The organism is Nonlabens tegetincola, from assembly GCF_002117085.1.
Taxonomy (GTDB): Bacteria; Bacteroidota; Bacteroidia; order Flavobacteriales; family Flavobacteriaceae; genus Nonlabens; species Nonlabens tegetincola.
In genome coordinates this window covers 316,303-335,648 of record NZ_CP019342.1, presented here as the reverse complement: position 1 = coordinate 335,648, position 19,346 = coordinate 316,303, and the positions used below count along the sequence as shown (strand labels likewise).

The 19,346-nt window shown below is 34.5% G+C and carries 21 protein-coding genes; 13 read left to right on the top strand and 8 right to left on the bottom strand.

Features of this window, described 5'->3' with window-relative positions; genetic code table 11:
* Positions 1-26: 26 nt before the first annotated feature.
* From radC to BST91_RS01715, 4 genes are all read right to left on the bottom strand, one after another.
* On the bottom strand, positions 27-725 hold the full coding sequence (gene radC, locus BST91_RS01730; RefSeq protein ID WP_042278868.1) for a RadC family protein: 699 nt from the start codon (positions 723-725) through the stop codon (positions 27-29).
* 15 nt (positions 726-740) lie between these two features.
* The gene (yaaA, locus tag BST91_RS01725; RefSeq protein WP_085774267.1) at positions 741-1,502 is read right to left on the bottom strand and encodes a peroxide stress protein YaaA; all 762 of its coding nucleotides are present in this window, start codon (positions 1,500-1,502) and stop codon (positions 741-743) included.
* Positions 1,503-1,659: 157 nt separating this feature from the next.
* Positions 1,660-2,682, bottom strand: a complete 1,023-nt coding sequence (locus BST91_RS01720; protein ID WP_042278866.1) for an RluA family pseudouridine synthase — start codon at positions 2,680-2,682, stop codon at positions 1,660-1,662.
* A gap of 5 nt (positions 2,683-2,687) precedes the next feature.
* Positions 2,688-3,248 carry a PASTA domain-containing protein gene (locus BST91_RS01715; RefSeq protein WP_244895660.1) on the bottom strand — a complete coding sequence of 187 codons (561 nt, stop codon included), beginning with the start codon at positions 3,246-3,248 and terminating at the stop codon, positions 2,688-2,690.
* Positions 3,249-3,374: 126 nt separating this feature from the next.
* Here BST91_RS01715 and BST91_RS01710 point away from each other — a divergent pair, with 126 nt between their 5' ends.
* The 4 genes from BST91_RS01710 to BST91_RS01695 are packed head-to-tail and all read left to right on the top strand — an operon-like array spanning position 3,375 to position 7,363.
* Positions 3,375-4,346: a D-alanine--D-alanine ligase gene (locus BST91_RS01710; protein WP_085774265.1), complete on the top strand. Its 972-nt coding sequence runs from the start codon at positions 3,375-3,377 to the stop codon at positions 4,344-4,346.
* Between the two features lie 4 nt (positions 4,347-4,350).
* Positions 4,351-4,803, top strand: a complete 453-nt coding sequence (gene coaD / locus BST91_RS01705; RefSeq protein WP_042278861.1) for a pantetheine-phosphate adenylyltransferase — start codon at positions 4,351-4,353, stop codon at positions 4,801-4,803.
* Entirely contained in the window at positions 4,800-6,533 is a 1,734-nt protein-coding gene (locus BST91_RS01700; protein ID WP_085774264.1) for a M14 family metallopeptidase, read from the top strand. Before coaD ends, BST91_RS01700 begins: the two co-directional genes overlap by 4 nt.
* A complete protein-coding gene (locus tag BST91_RS01695; protein WP_085774263.1) occupies positions 6,530-7,363 on the top strand; it encodes a hypothetical protein in 834 nt (277 codons plus the stop codon). The genes BST91_RS01700 and BST91_RS01695 overlap by 4 nt, the downstream gene beginning before the upstream one ends.
* Here the strand turns inward: BST91_RS01695 and BST91_RS01690 are convergent.
* Entirely contained in the window at positions 7,360-7,980 is a 621-nt protein-coding gene (locus BST91_RS01690) for an NUDIX hydrolase (RefSeq protein WP_082586894.1), read from the bottom strand. The genes BST91_RS01695 and BST91_RS01690 overlap by 4 nt on opposite strands.
* Here BST91_RS01690 and pyrE point away from each other — a divergent pair.
* Both pyrE and BST91_RS01680 read left to right on the top strand, forming a co-directional pair.
* Positions 7,979-8,620 (top strand): orotate phosphoribosyltransferase, encoded by a 642-nt coding sequence (gene pyrE / locus BST91_RS01685; RefSeq protein ID WP_042278856.1) that lies wholly within the window; start codon positions 7,979-7,981, stop codon positions 8,618-8,620. The two genes, BST91_RS01690 and pyrE, sit on opposite strands and share 2 nt — an antisense overlap.
* Before the next feature lie 3 nt (positions 8,621-8,623).
* A complete protein-coding gene (locus BST91_RS01680; RefSeq protein ID WP_085774262.1) occupies positions 8,624-9,010 on the top strand; it encodes an SRPBCC family protein in 387 nt (128 codons plus the stop codon).
* Here BST91_RS01680 and BST91_RS01675 read toward each other — a convergent pair.
* Complete coding sequence (locus tag BST91_RS01675; RefSeq protein WP_085774261.1) at positions 9,007-9,717, bottom strand: biotin--[acetyl-CoA-carboxylase] ligase; 711 nt, start codon at positions 9,715-9,717, stop codon at positions 9,007-9,009. The genes BST91_RS01680 and BST91_RS01675 overlap by 4 nt on opposite strands.
* Before the next feature lie 85 nt (positions 9,718-9,802).
* On the opposite strand from BST91_RS01675, the gene rsfS reads away from it, so the two are divergent.
* From rsfS to BST91_RS01645, 6 genes are all read left to right on the top strand, one after another.
* Entirely contained in the window at positions 9,803-10,174 is a 372-nt protein-coding gene (gene rsfS, locus BST91_RS01670) for a ribosome silencing factor (RefSeq protein WP_042278853.1), read from the top strand.
* Between the two features lie 17 nt (positions 10,175-10,191).
* The gene (gene ftsH / locus BST91_RS01665; RefSeq protein ID WP_060523023.1) at positions 10,192-12,210 is read left to right on the top strand and encodes an ATP-dependent zinc metalloprotease FtsH; all 2,019 of its coding nucleotides are present in this window, start codon (positions 10,192-10,194) and stop codon (positions 12,208-12,210) included.
* A 61-nt stretch (positions 12,211-12,271) separates the two neighbouring features.
* Entirely contained in the window at positions 12,272-12,889 is a 618-nt protein-coding gene (locus tag BST91_RS01660; RefSeq protein WP_042278850.1) for an LUD domain-containing protein, read from the top strand.
* Positions 12,889-13,731 carry a phosphatidate cytidylyltransferase gene (locus BST91_RS01655; RefSeq protein WP_085774260.1) on the top strand — a complete coding sequence of 281 codons (843 nt, stop codon included), beginning with the start codon at positions 12,889-12,891 and terminating at the stop codon, positions 13,729-13,731. Before BST91_RS01660 ends, BST91_RS01655 begins: the two co-directional genes overlap by 1 nt.
* Positions 13,721-14,374 carry a phosphatidylserine decarboxylase family protein gene (locus tag BST91_RS01650; RefSeq protein ID WP_042278847.1) on the top strand — a complete coding sequence of 218 codons (654 nt, stop codon included), beginning with the start codon at positions 13,721-13,723 and terminating at the stop codon, positions 14,372-14,374. The genes BST91_RS01655 and BST91_RS01650 overlap by 11 nt, the downstream gene beginning before the upstream one ends.
* On the top strand, positions 14,343-14,648 hold the full coding sequence (locus BST91_RS01645; protein WP_085774259.1) for an acyl-CoA-binding protein: 306 nt from the start codon (positions 14,343-14,345) through the stop codon (positions 14,646-14,648). The genes BST91_RS01650 and BST91_RS01645 overlap by 32 nt, the downstream gene beginning before the upstream one ends.
* A 229-nt stretch (positions 14,649-14,877) precedes the next feature.
* Here the strand turns inward: BST91_RS01645 and BST91_RS01640 are convergent, their stop codons facing one another.
* Positions 14,878-17,508: a valine--tRNA ligase gene (locus BST91_RS01640; RefSeq protein ID WP_085774258.1), complete on the bottom strand. Its 2,631-nt coding sequence runs from the start codon at positions 17,506-17,508 to the stop codon at positions 14,878-14,880.
* 116 nt (positions 17,509-17,624) lie between these two features.
* On the opposite strand from BST91_RS01640, the gene BST91_RS01635 reads away from it, so the two are divergent.
* On the top strand, positions 17,625-18,014 hold the full coding sequence (locus tag BST91_RS01635; protein ID WP_042278846.1) for a DUF1573 domain-containing protein: 390 nt from the start codon (positions 17,625-17,627) through the stop codon (positions 18,012-18,014).
* A gap of 12 nt (positions 18,015-18,026) precedes the next feature.
* Here the strand turns inward: BST91_RS01635 and BST91_RS01630 are convergent, their stop codons facing one another.
* Positions 18,027-19,343: an aspartyl protease family protein gene (locus tag BST91_RS01630; RefSeq protein WP_085774257.1), complete on the bottom strand. Its 1,317-nt coding sequence runs from the start codon at positions 19,341-19,343 to the stop codon at positions 18,027-18,029.
* Positions 19,344-19,346 lie beyond the last annotated feature (3 nt).

Genomic DNA, 19,346 nt, shown 5'->3' with positions numbered 1-19,346 from the left:
TGTGATATTTGAACAATAAATCAAGATCATAGAATCCCTTCATCTGCAAAGCTATAATAAGCGCTTTGAGTAATAATTAAATGATCAAAAACCTTAATATCTAAAACTTTACCAGCTTCAATAAGTTTGGTCGTTATGTTTTTGTCCTGCTGGCTAGGCTGTAATTTACCACTAGGATGATTGTGCGCCAAAATCATAGCCACACAACCACTTTCTATAGCTTTTTTATAGACAATCCTAGTATCAACCATCGTCCCAGTTATACCACCTATACTTATTTGAGAAGATTCAATCACTTGATTACTATTATTAAGATACAATACCCAAAATTCTTCATGAGGCAACTCACCCAATCTAGGTTGTAAAATTTTAAAAGCATCTAGACTAGAGGTTATTTTTGGTTTAGTCACTGGCATTTCCATGGCACGACGTCTTCCTAATTCCATTGCCGCAGCAATGGTTATCGCTTTGGCTTCTCCTATACCCTTATACTTAATTAATTCTTTGATTGATTTCTTTCCTAAGGTATCTAGCGAATTACCCGAATCATTCACCATGATACGGCTTAATTCCACAGCGCTCATTTTACGAGTACCACTACCTATCAAAATGGCAATTAATTCTGCTATTGAAAGTGATGAACTGCCGCTTTTAAGAAGTTTCTCACGAGGACGATCATCTAGTGACCAATCCTTAATTGAAAAATGCTCTTTTTCATCTTGCATGCAGCAATATAAAAATTACCTTACAAATACAGGTTCATTTTCTTTTTTAGTTTCTTCTGCCGAAAATGAATAACCATCTGTAGTAAAAGAAAGAATAGCCTCTTCACCCCTATGTTCAGTAGTAATTAAATGTCTAGCCATAGCACCTCGAGCTTTTTTTGCAAAAAAGGAGATTACTTTAAACTTACCATTTTTATAATCCTTGAATACAGGTGAAATCAATTTACCAGTAAGGGCTTTTTTATTAATAACCTTGAAATACTCATTACTTGCGAGGTTTACTACTAATTCATCCTCGGTCATTTCCTCATTAAGCGCTGGCGTTACAACATCCTTCCAATATTGATAAAGATTGTCGTTACCACCTATACACCATTTGGTGCCCATTTCTAATCGATAAGGCTGCATAAGATCTAAAGGCCTAAGGTAACCGTACAATCCAGATAAAATTCTAATCGATTTTTGGGCTTTTTTTATTTGACTTTCTGATAGTGTATAGGCATCTAGGCCAGTATAAACATCTCCATCAAAAGCATAGATAGCCTGCTTTGAGTTTTCTTGATTAAAATCTATTGCAAACTCTTGATTGCGATCGTAGTTTAAATCGGCAAGTTTATCAGAAATACTCATCAACTCACTCAGCTTTTTCCTTGATAGTTTTTTTAAACCTTTATTCAGTTGTACAGCCTGATCTTTAAACAAGGGTGTAGTAAACTCAGTTACAACCGGTTTTGTTTCATAATTTAGAGACTTTGCAGGAGACAATAGAATTTTCATATCAATATTTTAATGATTCAAAAATAAATATCCTTCTTCTCAATTATAGGATACCGTGCCTAAATCTATCGATGATTTAATAAGAAATTTTGATACTGAAAAACCACATAGTATTTTGTAACTACGCTTTCGCGAAAGCGAAACTTAAACCTATTAATCAATCATTACTAGCATGTGTAGCATATACTCGCCATTTTTCAATACAAGCTTGCATATCGTCTGGTACCGGACATGAAAAACTAAGCCACTGACCCGTTGTTGGGTGCTCAAATCCTAAAGTGCGCGCATGTAAGGCCTGTCTAGGCAGGACCTTAAAGCAATTATCTACAAACTGTTTGTATTTTGTAAAACTTGTACCCTTGAGTATTTTATCACCACCGTAGCGTTCATCATTGAATAAGGTGTGCCCGATATGTTTCATGTGCACGCGAATTTGATGGGTACGTCCTGTTTCTAACCGGCAACTTATAACACTTACATATCCTAAATCCTCGATCACTTTATAATGGGTAACGGCAGGTTTACCTTTATAGGATTCTTCTCCAGACCAAACTGTATTCTGCAACCTATTCTTGGGATGTCTACCTATATTACCTTCAACTGTTCCACTTGTTTCTTCAAAACTGCCCCATGTGATTGCAATGTATTCTCGCTCACTCGTTTTATTTGCAAATTGAGCAGATAGATGAGCCATGGCATGTTCCGTTTTGGCAATTACTAGCAATCCGCTAGTATCCTTATCTATTCTATGAACCAGGCCAGGACGATCACTAGAATTATTAGGTAAGTTTTCAAAATGATAAATCAAAGCATTTATTAAGGTACCAGAGTAATTACCATGTCCTGGATGCACAACCATTCCTGCTGGTTTATTCACCACTACGACATCATCGTCTTCATGAATTATATCGAGATCGATATCTTCAGCAACCAGTAATTGTTCATAGGTAGGATGCTGCATTAACACCCGTACAGTATCACCTGATTTTACCTTATAGTTAGCTTTTACTACTTGATCATTTACAAATACGCCACCTTCTTTAATGTATTGTTGAATTTTACTACGAGTAGCGTTTTCAATACGATTCATTAAGAATTTATCTACTCGCAAGGGTTCTTGCCCTGGGTTTGCGGTAAATGAATGATGTTCATGTAAATTTTGGGAAGATTCCTGTGTCATAGTACTTATTTAGAATCTTCAGGTGTGGTGACTGGTCGTTTTCCATCAGCCAGCACTAGATCAATAACACTTGTTTTACGTAATTGCGTTCCAGATTCTAGGACCTCACCTTTATATCTCATTTCAAGCACAGTGTCCTCTGCATAGTTAGGTTTATAAGTAATTTCACCAATTTCAAATCCTAAACTTTGTAAAGTAGGTATAGCTTGTCTTTTAGTCTTGTAAATTACATTAGGAACCGTAACCATACCGTATCCACTAGGATTCACTTTGAGATAAATCTGTCTATTTTCCTTAACAAATTTTCCTGCTTTAGGATTTTGCTCAATGATTGTTGTAGGAGGAAACTCTGGATTGAAACCAGAGCTATCTATAACCTTACTTCTTAAATCCAATTCTTCTAACTCTGTATTTGCCTGACTCAAGGTTAGTTTTTCAAGGCTAGGCACCTCAATACGTTGATCATGATTTGTATACCAATCTAGCCAATATAAATATCCTAGACATAAAACAAAAACAAGAACAACTGCCAGAACAACTTGTATCCAGAAGGTTTTAGTAAACATAAACCTGAAAAAATTCATACTTGAAAAATTAAGTAGTATTATGCACCAAAGATACATAATCGATTCCCTTATTTAAACGACATCTTTTTTAACTTTGTTGTTTACGCTCAGGGCGAAAACAGAACTATGAAAAACATTGCCGTACTCATGGGTGGCTATTCCAGTGAGAAAGACATCTCGATGAAGAGTGGAAAGGTAATTTCCAAATATTTAAACAAAGATCTTTACCAGGTCTATGAAATTGTAATATCAGAGCAGTCATGGAGCTACACCAGTACAGATGGTGAGGTCCATGAGATTGATAAAAATGATTTTTCAATCACAATTAATGACAATAAAGTAATATTTGATTGTTGCTACAATACCATTCACGGTACTCCTGGTGAGGATGGACTGTTACAAGCATACTTAGAATTAATAGGCTTGCCGCAAACCTCTTGTGATAGTTACCAAAGTGCAATTACCTTCAATAAAAGGGACTGCATTGCAGTGTTGAAACCATGGGGAATAACTACTGCACAAAGTGTATATTTAAATCAGTCTCAAGAGGTCGATGTGAATCTAATAGTTGATCGAGTGGGATTGCCTTGTTTTGTTAAAGCAAATCGCAGTGGAAGTAGTTATGGTGTTTCAAAAGTTTATCAAATCGAACAGTTACCAGCTGCACTTGATGTAGCATTTGCGGTAGATAACGAGATTATTATTGAGTCCTTTCTAGATGGCATCGAAGTTTCTGTAGGTGTGTATAAAAAAGATGGTACTATCATCGCTTTACCACCTACTGAAATTGTAAGTGAAAATGATTTTTTTGATTATGAAGCCAAATATCAAGGAAAATCCCAAGAAATTACGCCTGCAAGAATTAGTGAACGTATGACAGTTGCTGTTCAAGAATTAAGTAAAAGAATCTACGAATTACTTAATTGTAAGGGTATAGCACGTGCCGACTTTATATTCCATCAAGGAACACCTCATTTCATTGAAATAAATACCAATCCAGGTATGAGTGAGGAAAGTATAGTTCCTAAACAAGTAGAAGCCTCTAATCAATCCTTAACTGATTTTTTAACCGATATCATTGAGGAAACCTTAAATTAGCCCCATGAGAAGAGCCGTTTTTCCGGGTAGTTTTGACCCGATAACCCTAGGACACTATGATATAATTGAAAGAGGTTTAGGCCTTTTTGATGAAATCATAATCGCAATTGGTGTTAATGCAGATAAAAAATACATGTTCAGTTTAGAAGAACGTAAAAGGTTTATAGAGGAAGCCTTTAAAGATCAACCACAAATAAAGGTAATGACGTATTCTGGACTAACCATTGAATTTTGTAAACAACAACAAGCTCAATTCATTCTTAGAGGATTACGTAACCCAGCCGACTTTGAATTTGAAAAAGCAATTGCCCATACAAATCGCAAGCTTTCCGAAATAGAAACCGTATTCCTACTTACCTCTTCTGGTAAAAGTTATATTTCATCATCGATAGTACGCGACGTAATTCGTAATAATGGAGACTACACAGGGCTAGTCCCTACAACTGTAAGAATATGAGAAACCTGTTAATCTATTTTGCTTTCATCTTTGTTGTTACATCATGTGATAATAAAAAAACCACTAACAACGATCCAATAGATTGGGAAACTCCATTTGAAAAAGGTAATGGCAATCAAACTGCTACCTATCATGAAGTTATTTCATATTACGAAAAATTAGCAAACCACTATTCCTCTATTTCTATAAAGGAATATGGAAAAACAGATAGTGGTTTACCCTTACACCTTATCTCGTTCAAGTCAAACACTCAATCCAATGAGGAACCAGTAAAAATACTAGTTAATAATGGTATTCATCCAGGCGAAAGTGATGGAATTGACGCCAGTATGATGCTATTTAGAGATCTAGCTAACGAAAAATTGCCCATTGAACACCCATTTGAACTGCATGTAATAGCAGTGTATAATGTAGGTGGTTCTTTAAATAGAAATACGAGTTCAAGAACCAATCAAAATGGACCTGAAAGTTATGGATTTAGAGGTAATGCTCGTAATTATGATTTAAACAGAGATTTTATTAAAACAGATACAAGAAATGCAGCCACATTTCAAGAAATCTATCATACTGTAAATCCTGATTTCTTCATTGATAATCACGTGAGTAATGGTGCAGACTATCAATACGTTCTTACTCATTTGATCACACAACACAACAGATCAACCTCTACCCTTGCCAACTATATTGAAAACTCTTTTAGGCCAGAGCTTGAGCAAAAATTAAATGAAGAAAACTGGCCCATTACACCCTACGTGAGCGTTTGGGGCACTACTCCAGATAAGGGTTTTTCTCAATTCCTTGATGAACCTAGATATTCTACTGGATACACTTCATTATGGAACACGGTAGGACTTATGGTAGAAACTCACATGCTCAAACCTTATAAAGACCGAGTTGAAGGAACCAAAATACTAATGGAAAAAGTGCTAGAAATAGCACAATCAAGAGCTACTGAGGTAAAAAAATTGAGAAAAGATGCTTTTGCTACTTTAAAAGCAGGAGATTCATACGCACTCACCTACAAACTAGATAGAACTAAAAATGACAGTATAGAGTTTTTAGGCTATGAAGGTGAATACATAATTAGTAAAGTCACTGGACTGGAACAACTCACCTATAACCGAAACAAACCTTTTAAAAAAATGGTTCCTTATTACAATACTTATAAAGGAACCGATAGTATCATAATTCCGTCGTATTATGTAATACCTTCGGGCTATTGGAATATCATAGAAAAATTAGATCACAACCAAATAGAATACTTTACTTTAAAAAAGGATTCAACAATTCTTGCTCAAGAATATCGAATTGAAAACTACAATACCGCTCGCAGTGCCTATGAAGGACATTATCCTCATAGCAATGTAACTGTTAGCAGTAAAGAATATGAAGTACGCTTTCGCGAAAGCGATATCATCATACCTACTAATCAACCAGGAATTAAATATCTTGTTGAAACTCTTGAACCACAAGCAAGTGATAGCTTTTTTAAGTGGAATTACTTTGATACCATACTTCAACAAAAGGAAGGTTTTTCTAGCTATGTTTTTGACGCTAGCGCAGAAAAACTATTGGAACAGAATCCAAGTATTAGGATGGAATTTGATAGTTTAAAACAAGCCAATCCAAATTTTAAAAATAATGCAGCTGCGCAATTGTCCTGGTTACATAAACGCAGTCCTAATTATGAAAAAGCTCATCTAACCTACCCAATTTATAGAATTTTATGAAAAAAATTATAGCAATAGCAACAATCAGTATGATTGTCTTAAGTTGTAACTCCGACAAGAAAAACAATTCAGAAAATCTAGATCCAATACCCAGTGATTTTGAACGAGGTCAAGTAATTGAAAACAATACAGATGGTGTATGGAGTAATCAAGTAGATTGTGATGGAGCTGTTTATAAATTTGAAATTCCAAAATTTTCGGGAACTCAAACTAAATCATTATACCAACCTATCTCCAATTTAATTGGCAAGGATTTGAGTGCTACTACCTATCCAAATGATGCCACAATGGAAGAAGTTTTTGACATTTTTGCCAATGAGCGTAGCATGAATCTTTGTCTCAATAAAGATCGCGGTACAAGTATGATAAAGATTGATCATGTATCTGAAAATACAGATTTTGTTTCTTACAGTATTGTTTATAAGAGAGAAGGAGAATTTGGAAGAATACTGCGCACTTTTTCAAAACCTAATTATAAAGAAATTAAACTTAATGATATGGTAAGCGCTAAAAAATTCCCTGATGTGCGCACTATTCTACAAGTTAATTTACAACAAGAAACAGCAAATCTCATTTTAGGATTACCAAAGGACATGCAGGCAACCTATGGAGATTACGCTAGAAATACGGCCTTTACTTTTACCGATGAAGAACTTAAAAATGCACCTGTTGCATTCAAAGTTGATCAAGATAAAAATGTTTTCTTACAAACTACTTTTAAAGTTGACTTACCAGATACTTTTAAAGAACTTAATAATCAGGTATTAATTACAATACCTGTTGATCAACTAAGCTATTACATGAATTTTGAGAAGGTAATAAAAGGTTAGTGACGCTTAGTCACCAACATGTTATCAGGAAAAAGCTCTCTTATATTAGCATAGGAATTCATAAGAGCTACTTGCGCCATTTCTTTATCTAACCATACCGCTTTTTCTATTCCTTCCTTTTTTTGAGGCTTAAGCTTCTTATCTGAGTCTGTTTGCATAAGGTACCAGTGAGTAAGCTTGAGCTTTATTTTTGATTTCCAAGAATAAATGTGATAAGTACGACCTAGATAATCATTGAGTTTCAAATTTTTCACTTTAGTTTCTTCTTGAACCTCTCGAATAGCACAATCTTCAATGGTTTCACCTTTATCAATTTTACCTTTAGGAAGATCCCATTTGTCATTACGATAAATAAATAAATATTGATTAAGTGAATTGAGAACAAGTCCACCACCGGCAACTACCACAGGAAGTTTTTTATGCAGCCTTTTTACAATTTTGTTGGGATTCTTGCTATACAACAACACTTTAGTAAGCTCACCTGTTTCAATACGCTTGATGATTTTTTTTAGATTTACAGTTCTTAATTTAAAGACTGTGTAATCTGGAAAATTGTCTTTGTTTGAAGTGACTAAAATAGGCACTTCTTTGACAAAAACTTTATACATTTGCTCCATGGTCAGAGATAAAAATGTTGCTGCAAAAACAGCAGAATTATTATTGCAAATTAAAGCAATAAAATTGCAACCACAAGAACCTTTTACATGGGCCAGTGGATGGAAATCACCTATTTATTGCGACAACCGCATAACTCTTTCATATCCAGAGGTTAGAAACTATTTAAAAGATCAATTATCAGATCTTGTTAAGAAAATGTACGGTACACCAGACGTGATCGCCGGAGTTGCTACGGGTGCCATAGGTATCGGTATGTTAGTGGCACACGCGCTAGACGTTCCTTTTATCTATGTACGACCAGAGCCTAAAAAACATGGTAGAAAAAACCAAATTGAAGGACAATTAAAGGCTGGTCAAAATGTGGTTGTAATTGAAGACCTTATAAGTACTGGTAAAAGCAGTTTAAATGCTGTAAAAGCTTTAAAAGAATCTGGGGCAAATGTCAAAGGAATGCTTGCACTTTTTTCATATGGCTTTACTTTTGCTGTAGAAAATTTCAAAGAACACGATCTAGAACTTACCACCTTAAGTGATTATAATCATTTAATTGAAAAGGCAGTAAGTGCTGGATTGTTTAATGATGAAGAAAAAGAATTACTAAAAAGCTGGAGAGAGAACCCTAGCCAGTGGAATAATTAAGCTATGAATTTAGAAAGCCGTAAAGTACCAACTCAAAAGAATCCAGAAGAATTGTACACGTTTTTAACAAACGTTGCTAATTTTAAGGAGCTCATGCCCGATGATACAAAGTTTGAATTAAGAGGTGATGATAGTTTTCTCTTTGGACTTAAAGGAATGCCAGAAATAAAGCTTCAACTTAAAGAGCAAACCCCTTACTCTAAAGTTGTTTTAGGATCAGCAAGTGATAAGTTTGATTTTAGTCTAATCTGTGATATTGAAGATAAAGAAGCTGGTAGTGAGGCTCAATTATTTTTTACAGGAGATTTTAATCCTATGATGGCTATGATGATTAAAGGCCCAATTAAGAAATTTTTGGAGCAACTAGCCAAAGGACTGGAACAATTCTAGTAAAACCATTTAAGTTCTTTTAAATCTGCAGTGAGGTATTGACTATCAGTAGTAATTAACTCCAACAAACCGTTCTCAGTTACACCGATAATGGTTGCTGTAATAGGCTTATCAAGATATTCAAAATTGAGAGTCCTACCCAGTTTATATAAGTGACTGCTGTAGTCATTTATAAACTCCTTAATTTCATAATTTGAGACATTCAAATATTGAATAAAGCTGAATAGTAACTCATCTAGGTTGAACTGTTTACCCGTTATTAATTTAAGTGAGATCGCTTTCAGGGAATCAGGAAACTCATCCTGGTTAACATTAAGACCTATACCAACGATCGCATGGGTAAGTGAACTACCGGAATAGACAGTTTCAATGAGAATTCCTGCTAGTTTATGATTTACTGCCAGAATGTCGTTCGGCCATTTAATCTCTGCCTTTATGCCAAGATGGTTTTTGAGCCACGACACTAAACTTACGGTTATCCATTTATTAATTTGAAATGGTGTAAGACATACCTTTGAATTATCAAGTAAAAAACTGAAAGTTAGGTTTTTACCAGGCTCAGAGTGCCATTTTGCTCCATGCTGCCCTTTGCCTGCCGACTGTTTGTAAGCAACAACAGTAGTAAGGTGAGTGAGTTCGCTTTCGCGAAAGCGAGACCTCAATTCATCATTTGTAGAGGTAGTGGCATATAATTTGACAATGTTCAAATCTAGAATTTAATTGTAGTTTAATGAATAAAGTGCAATTCTAGAACAAAAAAGAAATAAATTTGTACTTAACAAAAAGTTTTTAATGACTAAAACAGCAGTACCTACAGATACATTAATAAGCCAAATCATTGCCGGAATAGAAGATGTCAAAGGAAATGACATTACTATAATGGACCTAAGGGATTTAGACAATACCGTAACTAGTTACTTCATTATTTGCAACGGTAACTCCAATACTCAAGTTAACGCTATCGTTAACTCTATTCAGAAGAAAGTAAGTAAAGAATTGCAAGAAAAAGCCTGGCATGTAGAAGGTACAGATCAAGGTGAATGGGTACTTATTGACTATGTTGATGTAGTTGTTCACGTTTTTCAGAAACCTATTAGAGAATATTACGACCTAGAAGGATTATGGGGTGATGCAAAAATCACAGTTATTGAAAGTACTTACTAAAATTGAAGAAGAAAAACATGTCTGATAAAAAAGCACCTAATAAAGATCCACGCAAACCTTTAATGAATTCAGGTAAACCAAAATTCAGCATTTGGTGGATTATTATTCCTTTGGGATTATTATTTTTTGGATACAGTCTATTTACTGACCAATTATACTCACCAAAAGAAATATCTATACAAGACTTCTATACTTACCTAAAAGACGGTGATGTAAAAAAGGTTGTTATTGTAGGTAACAGAAGAAAAGCTAACATTTTTCTTACTGACGAAGCAAAAAAGGAAGACCAGCATAAAGATGCTAAACGAGGTAGTGAGGTAGGGTCAAATATTCCTATACCACAATATGTTGCAAATTATGGTTCACAAGAAAAGTTTGAGGAAAAGTTTTCTGAAATAAAAGAACAGAATAATCTGGATACCGAATATACTTTTGATCCAGAAGAGGAAGGATTTTTAAGTTACGTAGGCACCTTCCTACCCTTTATTATAATTCTTGCGATTTGGATTTTTATCATGCGTAGGATGAGTGCTGGAGCTGGTGGTGGCGCTGGTGGCCAAATTTTTAATATAGGTAAATCAAAAGCAAAGCTTTTTGACCAAAAAACTGATATTAAAACAACTTTTAAAGACGTTGCAGGATTAGAAGGCGCTAAAGAAGAAGTTCAAGAAATCGTAGATTTTCTTAAAAATCCAGAAAAATATACTTCGCTAGGTGGTAAAATTCCTAAAGGAGCTCTTTTGATAGGATCGCCTGGTACAGGTAAAACATTACTTGCTAAAGCGGTAGCTGGTGAAGCAAAGGTTCCTTTCTTCTCATTAAGTGGATCAGACTTTGTAGAAATGTTTGTAGGTGTAGGTGCAAGTAGAGTACGTGATCTCTTTAAACAAGCTAAAGAAAAATCACCATCTATTATCTTTATTGATGAGATTGATGCTATAGGTCGTGCAAGAGGTAAATCTAATTTTTCTGGATCAAATGACGAGCGTGAAAATACACTTAATCAATTATTGACAGAAATGGATGGTTTTGGTACCAATACAAATGTAATTGTGCTTGCTGCAACCAACCGTGGTGACATACTTGATAAAGCATTGATGAGAGCAGGTAGATTTGATCGTCAAATTTATGTAGACCTACCAGATGTAAGAGAACGTGAACAAATTTTTGAAGTTCACTTAAGACCGCTTAAGAAAGTAGATGAAGAACTAGACACTTCATTTCTTGCAAAACAAACACCTGGATTCTCTGGAGCCGATATTGCCAATGTTTGTAACGAGGCAGCACTTATCGCTGCGAGGAAAGGTAAAAAGGCAGTAACCAGACAAGACTTTTTAGATGCGGTAGACCGTATTGTAGGTGGACTTGAAAAGAAGAATAAGTTAATCACACCTAGTGAGAAAAAGACAATTGCTTATCATGAAGCTGGTCACGCAACTGTAAGCTGGATGACTGAGCATGCAGCGCCATTAGTTAAGGTTACCATTGTACCTCGTGGACAATCTCTAGGAGCAGCATGGTATTTACCTGAAGAAAGACAAATTGTAAGACCAGAACAGATGCTTGACGAGATGTGTGCAACTATGGGTGGTCGTGCAGCAGAAAAAGTGATTTTCAATAAAATCTCAACGGGAGCTTTAAGTGATTTAGAAAAAGTCACTAAACAAGCTAAGGCTATGGTGACTATTTACGGTCTTAATGATAAAATAGGTAATATCACCTATTATGACAGCAGTGGTCAACAAGAATATTCTATGACCAAACCTTATAGTGAGGAAACAGCTGTTATCATTGATAAAGAAATATCAAAAATTATTGAGGAGCAGTATCAACGTGCTATTCAAATTTTGACAGACAATCAAGATAAATTAACCGAACTGGCAGAATTACTTTTAGAAAAAGAAGTGATTTTCAAGGATGACTTGGAACGCATATTTGGTAAAAGACCTTTTATTAAGGAAAAACCGATTGCATTAAAGTCAGCTATAAGCGGTACTCAAACTGATGCTGCTACAAGCAAGGATGAAGAAGAATAGTTTGTATGCTTTTAGTTAAAAAAGTATATTTACGTCAACCCTAAATCCTTTTGCTTATAGAATGGGCATATTCGGCAAGTTTTTTAAAAAATCAACAGAAAGCGATGAATCAAAGAGCACTGATAATGAGCGCTCTAAATACATGCCTGAAAAAAAACTGCCCTTAGACGAACAATTTTTTCATCATTTTATCCAACAAGGAGGAAGATTACTCTATTCGGTAAATGAAGAAGAAATTCAAGCAAACTTTGAAGATATTTTAGTTGAACATGATTTTTTTGAAAAGGATGTTTTTTGTCACGATAAGCAATTACAACAAAGATTTCCTAATTTCAACTTGAATTTTGAGGGAAGTAATCGCTCTAGTAGTTTCTTTTTGACCACTTGTGAATATCTAATAAGTGACAAAGGAGCTTTATTATTTTCTTCAAACCAGATTAAGGAATGTAAATTACCTGAATTACCTAACACCTTTGTTGTCCTAGCAAGCACTAGTCAGATTGTAGAAAATATAGGTGAAGGTTTGAGAGGCATTAAACACCGTAGTAAAACATACATCCCTACTAACATTACTACTCTTAAAAACTTTAAAGATGGCGATGGCAAAGAGAGTAAGGATATTGAAACTTATGGAGCACCTAATAAAAGACTCTATCTTTTATTATTAGAAGATTTATAATGAGAGAATTATTAGTACGTTCTATTTCGGGAATTGTATACGTTTCCCTAGTGGTATTAAGTGCCCTATATTCACGAGATGTGTTTATAGGTTTATTTTGTTTGTTTGCCTTTTTTTGCTTGATAGAGCTTATGCCAATGATAAGGCTAAAGCAATGGTTGATATATCCCGTACTTCCTGCCGCTTATCTTTTACTGGTAAGGTATAATGTGTGGCCCGATCCTTTGGACGATTATTATCTTTATGTGATATATGCATTATTAGCTGGAACACTAGCAGTAAATCTATACCTTATTAGAGACTTAATACTTACAGATCGTATTCCTCTTTTCAATTCAAAAAAACACTTTATTGCGTTATTATATTTGATTGGATCAAGTTTATTCTTAGCATTAATACCAGATGTTTTAGAAAGCTACAAACCAGAATTAATAATTGGTCTATTTACAATCATATGGTCTAATGACAGTTTTGCCTATTTATTTGGTAAAAACTTTGGTAAGCATAAATTAATGCAACGCATCTCACCTAAAAAAACCGTAGAAGGATTTGTAGGTGGGCTAGTTATGGCAATGCTTACAGGTGTAGGTCTTTTCTTTTATTTACAAAATATAGGAATAACAGATTACTCCATATACCATTGGATAATTATAGCTTTTGTAGTTGCGTTTTTTGGAACACTGGGTGATTTGATTCAATCTAAATTTAAAAGACAGGCACAAATAAAAGACAGTGGTAGTATCATGCCAGGTCATGGTGGTATCTTTGACCGCATGGATAGTATTATCTTTGCAGCACCATTTGCTTATCTTACATTCTTAATTATTAATTATGTTTCATAAAGAGGGATCAAAAATTATTCTGATATCTGTTTTAATAACAGGAGCCTTAAATTTAGGTGTTTCCTATTTCAATCCTCCACATTGGATTACAGTAGCTGTAGGGATATTATCGATTGTTTTTTTAATTCTAATTCTGCAATTTTTTAGAAACCCAAAGAGATCTACACCATTAAGCGAAACCAATATAATATCACCTGTTGATGGTAAAGTAGTTGTAATCGAGAAAGTACAGGAGAATGAATATTTTAAGGAAGAACGTTTAATGATAAGCGTTTTTATGTCTCCTATCAATGTTCATGTAACTCGGTATCCAATTGGAGGCTCCATTGCCTATAGTAAATACCATCCAGGAAAATACTTGGTGGCATGGCATCCAAAAGCTAGTGAAGAAAACGAACGCACAACTGTTGTAATCAATCATAAAAATCAATTGCAAGTAATGTATAGACAAATAGCAGGTGCACTTGCAAAACGCATTGTTAATTACGCCAAAGAAGGTGAACAAGCTATTCAAGGTGATGATAGCGGTTTTATTAAATTTGGCTCTAGAGTAGACGTATATCTACCCATAGACACAGAAGTTAAAGTATCACTTAATCAAAAAGTAAAAGGTGGAATTACCACATTGGCTCAATTCTCTTAAAGGCAAGGAATTGGATAATTACTTTGAATCAGCTTTTAACAAAGCGAGTTCTGAGGAACAGTCCGAAGTTCCTCTTGCTACCCAATTACATCTTTATGCATACTACAAAAGAGCTATAGATGAGCCTTATGTAAGTAATCGATCCTTTGAATTAAATGATTTGCGACAAGGCTTCAAAATGAATGCTTTAATTCAAGTTCAAAATATTTCTAAAAGCGAGGCAAAAAGAAGGTATATAAAAATCGTTGAAGATCTATACCCTAAACCTTGGTAAACACAAGTGATCCATCACCAAAGAATCACTATACAACTACTATTTTTTCTTTAGAATATATATTGCCAGCGCAGCTACACAAACTACAATGGCGATAAAAATTATAGCAATGGTAGAGATTACATTCATCGTTTCAATAATTTTTTAAGCAGCCAGATAGTTAGCAGCACACATAAAACTACCACTATCAGGCTGCCTAGTAATATTAAGAATATATTACCTGTACTCATTATTTTAGAGCTTCAATACTAGCATTAATCGTATCAATTTTTGCAAGAGCATCTGCTTCTTTTTTACGTTCAAGCTCGACTACTTTTTCAGGAGCTCCGGCAATGAATCGTTCATTAGACAATTTCTTTTGAACACCTAATAAAAATCCCTGCGCACGCTTTAATTCAGCCTCTAATTTCTCTAACTCTGCAGCCGTATCAATGTTCCCTGATAAGGGTATGAAGTATTCATTTGATTTAACTCTATAACTAGCTGCTCCAGATAATTGATCAGTTACCTGCATTATTGAATCAACATTACCCATTTTCATGATGACATCATTATAATCCGCAGATAAACCTTCATTATTTATAACACTTAAAGAGATTTCATTTTTAAATGAAATTTGCTTTTCCTTACGCACCGTTCTTATACCAGATATAATGTCTTTGACCATCTCAAAATCCACAAGTAGTTTATCATCTGGTTCTACAGTGGTAGGCCATGTGTTAATACACAATGCATCTTCAACTTTGCGCTCAGTAATACTTTGCCAGATCTCCTCACTTATAAAAGGAGTAAATGGATGAATTAATCGCAAATTATTTTCAAACAACTCTATAACCTGCTTATAGGTTAAAGCATCAATAGGTTGACCGTATTCTGGTTTAATAATTTCCAACAGCCATCCACAAAAATCATCCCAAATTAATTTGTAGGAGCTCATTAAAACATCACTGATTCTATATTTTGAATAGTGATCCTCAACCTCATCTAATACTTGCGCAAACCTAGATTGGAACCACTGGATTCCTTGTTTAGCATAAGAAGGTTGTTCTATTTTTGTATCAATATCCCAACCTTTTATTAGTCTAAATGCATTCCACATTTTATTTACGAAACCTTTTCCTTGCTGGCATAAGCTTTCATCAAACATAAGGTCATTACCTGCAGCACTGCTTAATAAAAGTCCTACTCTTACACCATCAGCGCCAAACTCTTCAATTAACTTAAGCGCATCAGGTGAATTCCCTAATGACTTAGACATTTTACGTCGTTGCTTATCCCTTACAAGTCCAGTTAAATAAACCTTATCAAACGGTTTCTCATCCTTATACTCATATCCAGCTACAATCATACGTGCCACCCAAAAGAAAAGAATATCTGGACCTGTCACAAGATCTCGCGTAGGATAATAATAGTTAATCTCTTTATTTTCAGGTTCTAGAATCCCGTTAAAGACGGATATAGGCCACAGCCAGCTGGAAAACCAGGTATCAAGAACATCATTATCCTGTCTTAAATCCTGTTCTTGTAGATTGTTATTGTTAGTTCGCTTTCGCGAAAGCGTAAGAGCATCCTCTATACTCTCTGCTACTACAAAATCCTCTTTTCCATCTCCATAGTAATAAGCAGGAATACGTTGTCCCCACATCAACTGACGAGAAATATTCCAATCTCTAACGTTCTCCATCCAGTGGAAATAAGTAGACTTAAACTTAGCTGGTAACAACTCTACAATATCTTCTCTTACAGCCTTTATTGCAGGTTGAGCTAGTTCTTCCATTTTTAAGAACCATTGATCAGATAATCTAGGTTCTATAACTGCTTTGGTTCGTTCACTAGTACCTACCTTATGAATATGGTTTTCCTTTTTGACAAGGTAATTTTTCTCTTCTAATTCTTTTGCAATCAACTTGCGTACTTCAAATCTATCCTTACCTTGATAGTGCAAACCATAACTATTAAGGCTACCATCTTCATTGAAAACATCAATGATTTCTAGATCGTGTTTTTCCCCTAACTTATAGTCATTTTCATCGTGTGCAGGAGTTATTTTTAAACATCCTGTACCAAACTCCATATCTACATACTCATCAGCAATTATTGGTATTTCTCGATTAACAATAGGAACTATAACTGTTTTACCTATCAAATTTTGATACCTTTCATCCTCAGGATGAACACATATTGCCGTATCACCCAGGATTGTTTCGGGTCTTGTTGTAGCAATGATCACCTTATCATCACTATCCTTTAGATCATAAGCTAAATGATAGAGATGTCCATTTCTTTCTTCATAGATAACCTCTTCATCACTTAAGGTGGTTTTAGCTTGCGGATCCCAATTTACCATACGATATCCACGATAAATTTTACCCTTATTAAAAAGGTCCACAAATACTTTTATCACACTAGCTGACATGTCGTCATCCATGGTAAATTTTGTGCGCGACCAATCGCAACTAGCTCCTAATTTTTTAAGCTGTTCAAGGATTATCCCACCATATTCATGAGTCCAATCCCAAGCATGTTCAAGGAATTCCTCTCGTGTAAGGTCATTTTTATCAATACCTTGCTCTTTAAGCTTCTTCACCACCTTGGCCTCGGTTGCGATACTAGCATGATCAGTTCCTGGAACCCAGCAGGCATTATATCCTTTTAACCTAGCTCTTCTAATAAGAACATCCTGAATTGTATTATTAAGCATGTGCCCCATATGTAGAACTCCAGTAACATTAGGCGGCGGAATTACTATGGTATAACTTTCTCTATCATCTGGAACAGATTTGAAGAAGTCGTTTTCCATCCAGTAGTCGTACCACTTTTGCTCTGCTTTTTGAGAATCATATTTTGTTGCAAGGGACATGTTTGGCTTGATTTTTGAAATTTCTTCGACAAAAGTACTATTAACTTAAATTATATCTGGCATTAACTGCTATTTTAAATGAGTTAGTTTACCTTTAAAATCTAAAAAAGTAAATGATGAAAAATCTTATACTACTGGTAGCATTTTTAAGCTTTACCCAAATTGGTGTTGCTCAAAAACCTTCTACCCTAGACCCTATGACAACTGTGGAGTTTGAAACTACTACAATTGACTATGGTGAGATTAAAAAAGACAGTGATGGTGTGAGAACTTTTAAGTTTAAAAACACAGGCGAACATCCTCTAAAAATTTATCAAATCTATTCCTCATGCAGATGCGATATTTTGGAACAGCCCGAAAAGCCAATTGCACCTGGAGAAACTGGTGTAATTAAAGTCAAGTATGATACAAAAAAAATTGGGCCTATCGTAAAAACGCTAACCGTAATTACTAATATCAAAGAAAAACAAGTTGCTTTGCGACTGAAGGGACGCGTGATTGAATAATTAGCTTATCAACTAATCTATTAAAGGTATAAGTTTAAACTTATACCTTTTTTGTTTACCATTTCTTTTAATTGTAATCCTAATAGTTGAATGTGGATTAGTGTAAAAGAAGTCATTTACCTCATTCAAAGTTAAATAAGGGAAAGATCTTCCATTTATTTTTACAATTTGATCTCCTACTTGCAGGCCTGCCTTTTCTGCTTCGCTATGTGCCCTTATATGATTAATGTAAATACCAGGTACTAATACGATTTTATATTCAGGCTTATCCAATTGAATTAACTGGGCCTCTACTTCATTACCATAACTATTTTTCGCCTTGTTAGTGTAACTATAGAAAACCTCACGATTTCCCAATTTCGCTGTTATACCTGACATATTGTAAAAGAAACCGTCTCGATATTTTCTAGTAGTTTTAAAATAAACCATGTTATTATTATAATCCATGATTAATATGAATCTTTTAAGCACCTCTGCTCCTATACTAGCCATAACGTTTTTAGAGTTCAATAATTTTGATTTTTTAATATCTGGAAATGACGAAGTAATTCTTTGCAAATTAAAGCTCCCGAAATTCAGTTGATCTAACTTAGTCCTGTAACCACTTATTTCCCCATTAAGACCAAAACCTAAAAAGTCGTAAAAATTCTTTTCTGGAATTTTAAATTGCAGTGGTCGTTTATTAATCCATAGAGCGTCGTTACTTCCTGTATCTATTAAAACATCGGCATTATAGGAATTATCAGCTTCAACTATTTCACTTTTAATATAAGGTTTACCACTAGAGAGTTGTATGGGAATTGAATCATAGCGTCTTAAACCTCTTAAATCCTTTATGTCCTGAGTTAATGTTATATAGTTTTTTTCGTAATCTATTTTAACCACCGCATTTTTAAAAAAACTAGCGCCTATTACCCCATTAATTTCCACTCCTATAAAATTGAAAAGGGATAGTTGCTCTTCTGCTAGTATAAAAATTCTTGCTTGCTCGTTAACATAATCTCCTAATTTTAAAACATTATTATCACTTACATACGCATTCACTCCATTCCTATTTCCGTAACCCTTAAGTTTAAATTGTTTTCCTTTCTTTATTTCAAGTGAATCAATACCATTAAGATTATAAATAATATTGTTGGAGGCTCCAGTATCTAACATAAAGTTGAGCTTGGTGCCATTTAATTCTATGGGAACTATGATTAATCCACCAGAATTATCAAATTCAACAAAAATTTTCTTTTGGTCGTTTTTAAAAGTAAAATAATCTTGTTGAGCAATCATCAACAAGGGTTGAATGAAAACTATAAAAAACAAAATTTTCTTAACCATATA

Coding starts and splice junctions, on each gene's coding strand:
- BST91_RS01650 (WP_042278847.1), top strand. CDS start 13,721: ATGTTTCATAAAGAGGGATCAAAAATTATTCTGATATCTGTTTTAATA.
- BST91_RS01660 (WP_042278850.1), top strand. CDS start 12,272: ATGGGCATATTCGGCAAGTTTTTTAAAAAATCAACAGAAAGCGATGAA.
- BST91_RS01640 (WP_085774258.1), bottom strand. CDS start 17,508: ATGTCCCTTGCAACAAAATATGATTCTCAAAAAGCAGAGCAAAAGTGG.
- BST91_RS01635 (WP_042278846.1), top strand. CDS start 17,625: ATGAAAAATCTTATACTACTGGTAGCATTTTTAAGCTTTACCCAAATT.
- coaD (WP_042278861.1), top strand. CDS start 4,351: ATGAGAAGAGCCGTTTTTCCGGGTAGTTTTGACCCGATAACCCTAGGA.
- yaaA (WP_085774267.1), bottom strand. CDS start 1,502: ATGAAAATTCTATTGTCTCCTGCAAAGTCTCTAAATTATGAAACAAAA.
- BST91_RS01710 (WP_085774265.1), top strand. CDS start 3,375: ATGAAAAACATTGCCGTACTCATGGGTGGCTATTCCAGTGAGAAAGAC.
- BST91_RS01655 (WP_085774260.1), top strand. CDS start 12,889: ATGAGAGAATTATTAGTACGTTCTATTTCGGGAATTGTATACGTTTCC.
- BST91_RS01715 (WP_244895660.1), bottom strand. CDS start 3,248: ATGTTTACTAAAACCTTCTGGATACAAGTTGTTCTGGCAGTTGTTCTT.
- pyrE (WP_042278856.1), top strand. CDS start 7,979: ATGGTCAGAGATAAAAATGTTGCTGCAAAAACAGCAGAATTATTATTG.
- BST91_RS01700 (WP_085774264.1), top strand. CDS start 4,800: ATGAGAAACCTGTTAATCTATTTTGCTTTCATCTTTGTTGTTACATCA.
- radC (WP_042278868.1), bottom strand. CDS start 725: ATGCAAGATGAAAAAGAGCATTTTTCAATTAAGGATTGGTCACTAGAT.
- BST91_RS01690 (WP_082586894.1), bottom strand. CDS start 7,980: ATGGAGCAAATGTATAAAGTTTTTGTCAAAGAAGTGCCTATTTTAGTC.
- BST91_RS01630 (WP_085774257.1), bottom strand. CDS start 19,343: ATGGTTAAGAAAATTTTGTTTTTTATAGTTTTCATTCAACCCTTGTTG.
- BST91_RS01720 (WP_042278866.1), bottom strand. CDS start 2,682: ATGACACAGGAATCTTCCCAAAATTTACATGAACATCATTCATTTACC.
- BST91_RS01680 (WP_085774262.1), top strand. CDS start 8,624: ATGAATTTAGAAAGCCGTAAAGTACCAACTCAAAAGAATCCAGAAGAA.
- ftsH (WP_060523023.1), top strand. CDS start 10,192: ATGTCTGATAAAAAAGCACCTAATAAAGATCCACGCAAACCTTTAATG.
- rsfS (WP_042278853.1), top strand. CDS start 9,803: ATGACTAAAACAGCAGTACCTACAGATACATTAATAAGCCAAATCATT.
- BST91_RS01695 (WP_085774263.1), top strand. CDS start 6,530: ATGAAAAAAATTATAGCAATAGCAACAATCAGTATGATTGTCTTAAGT.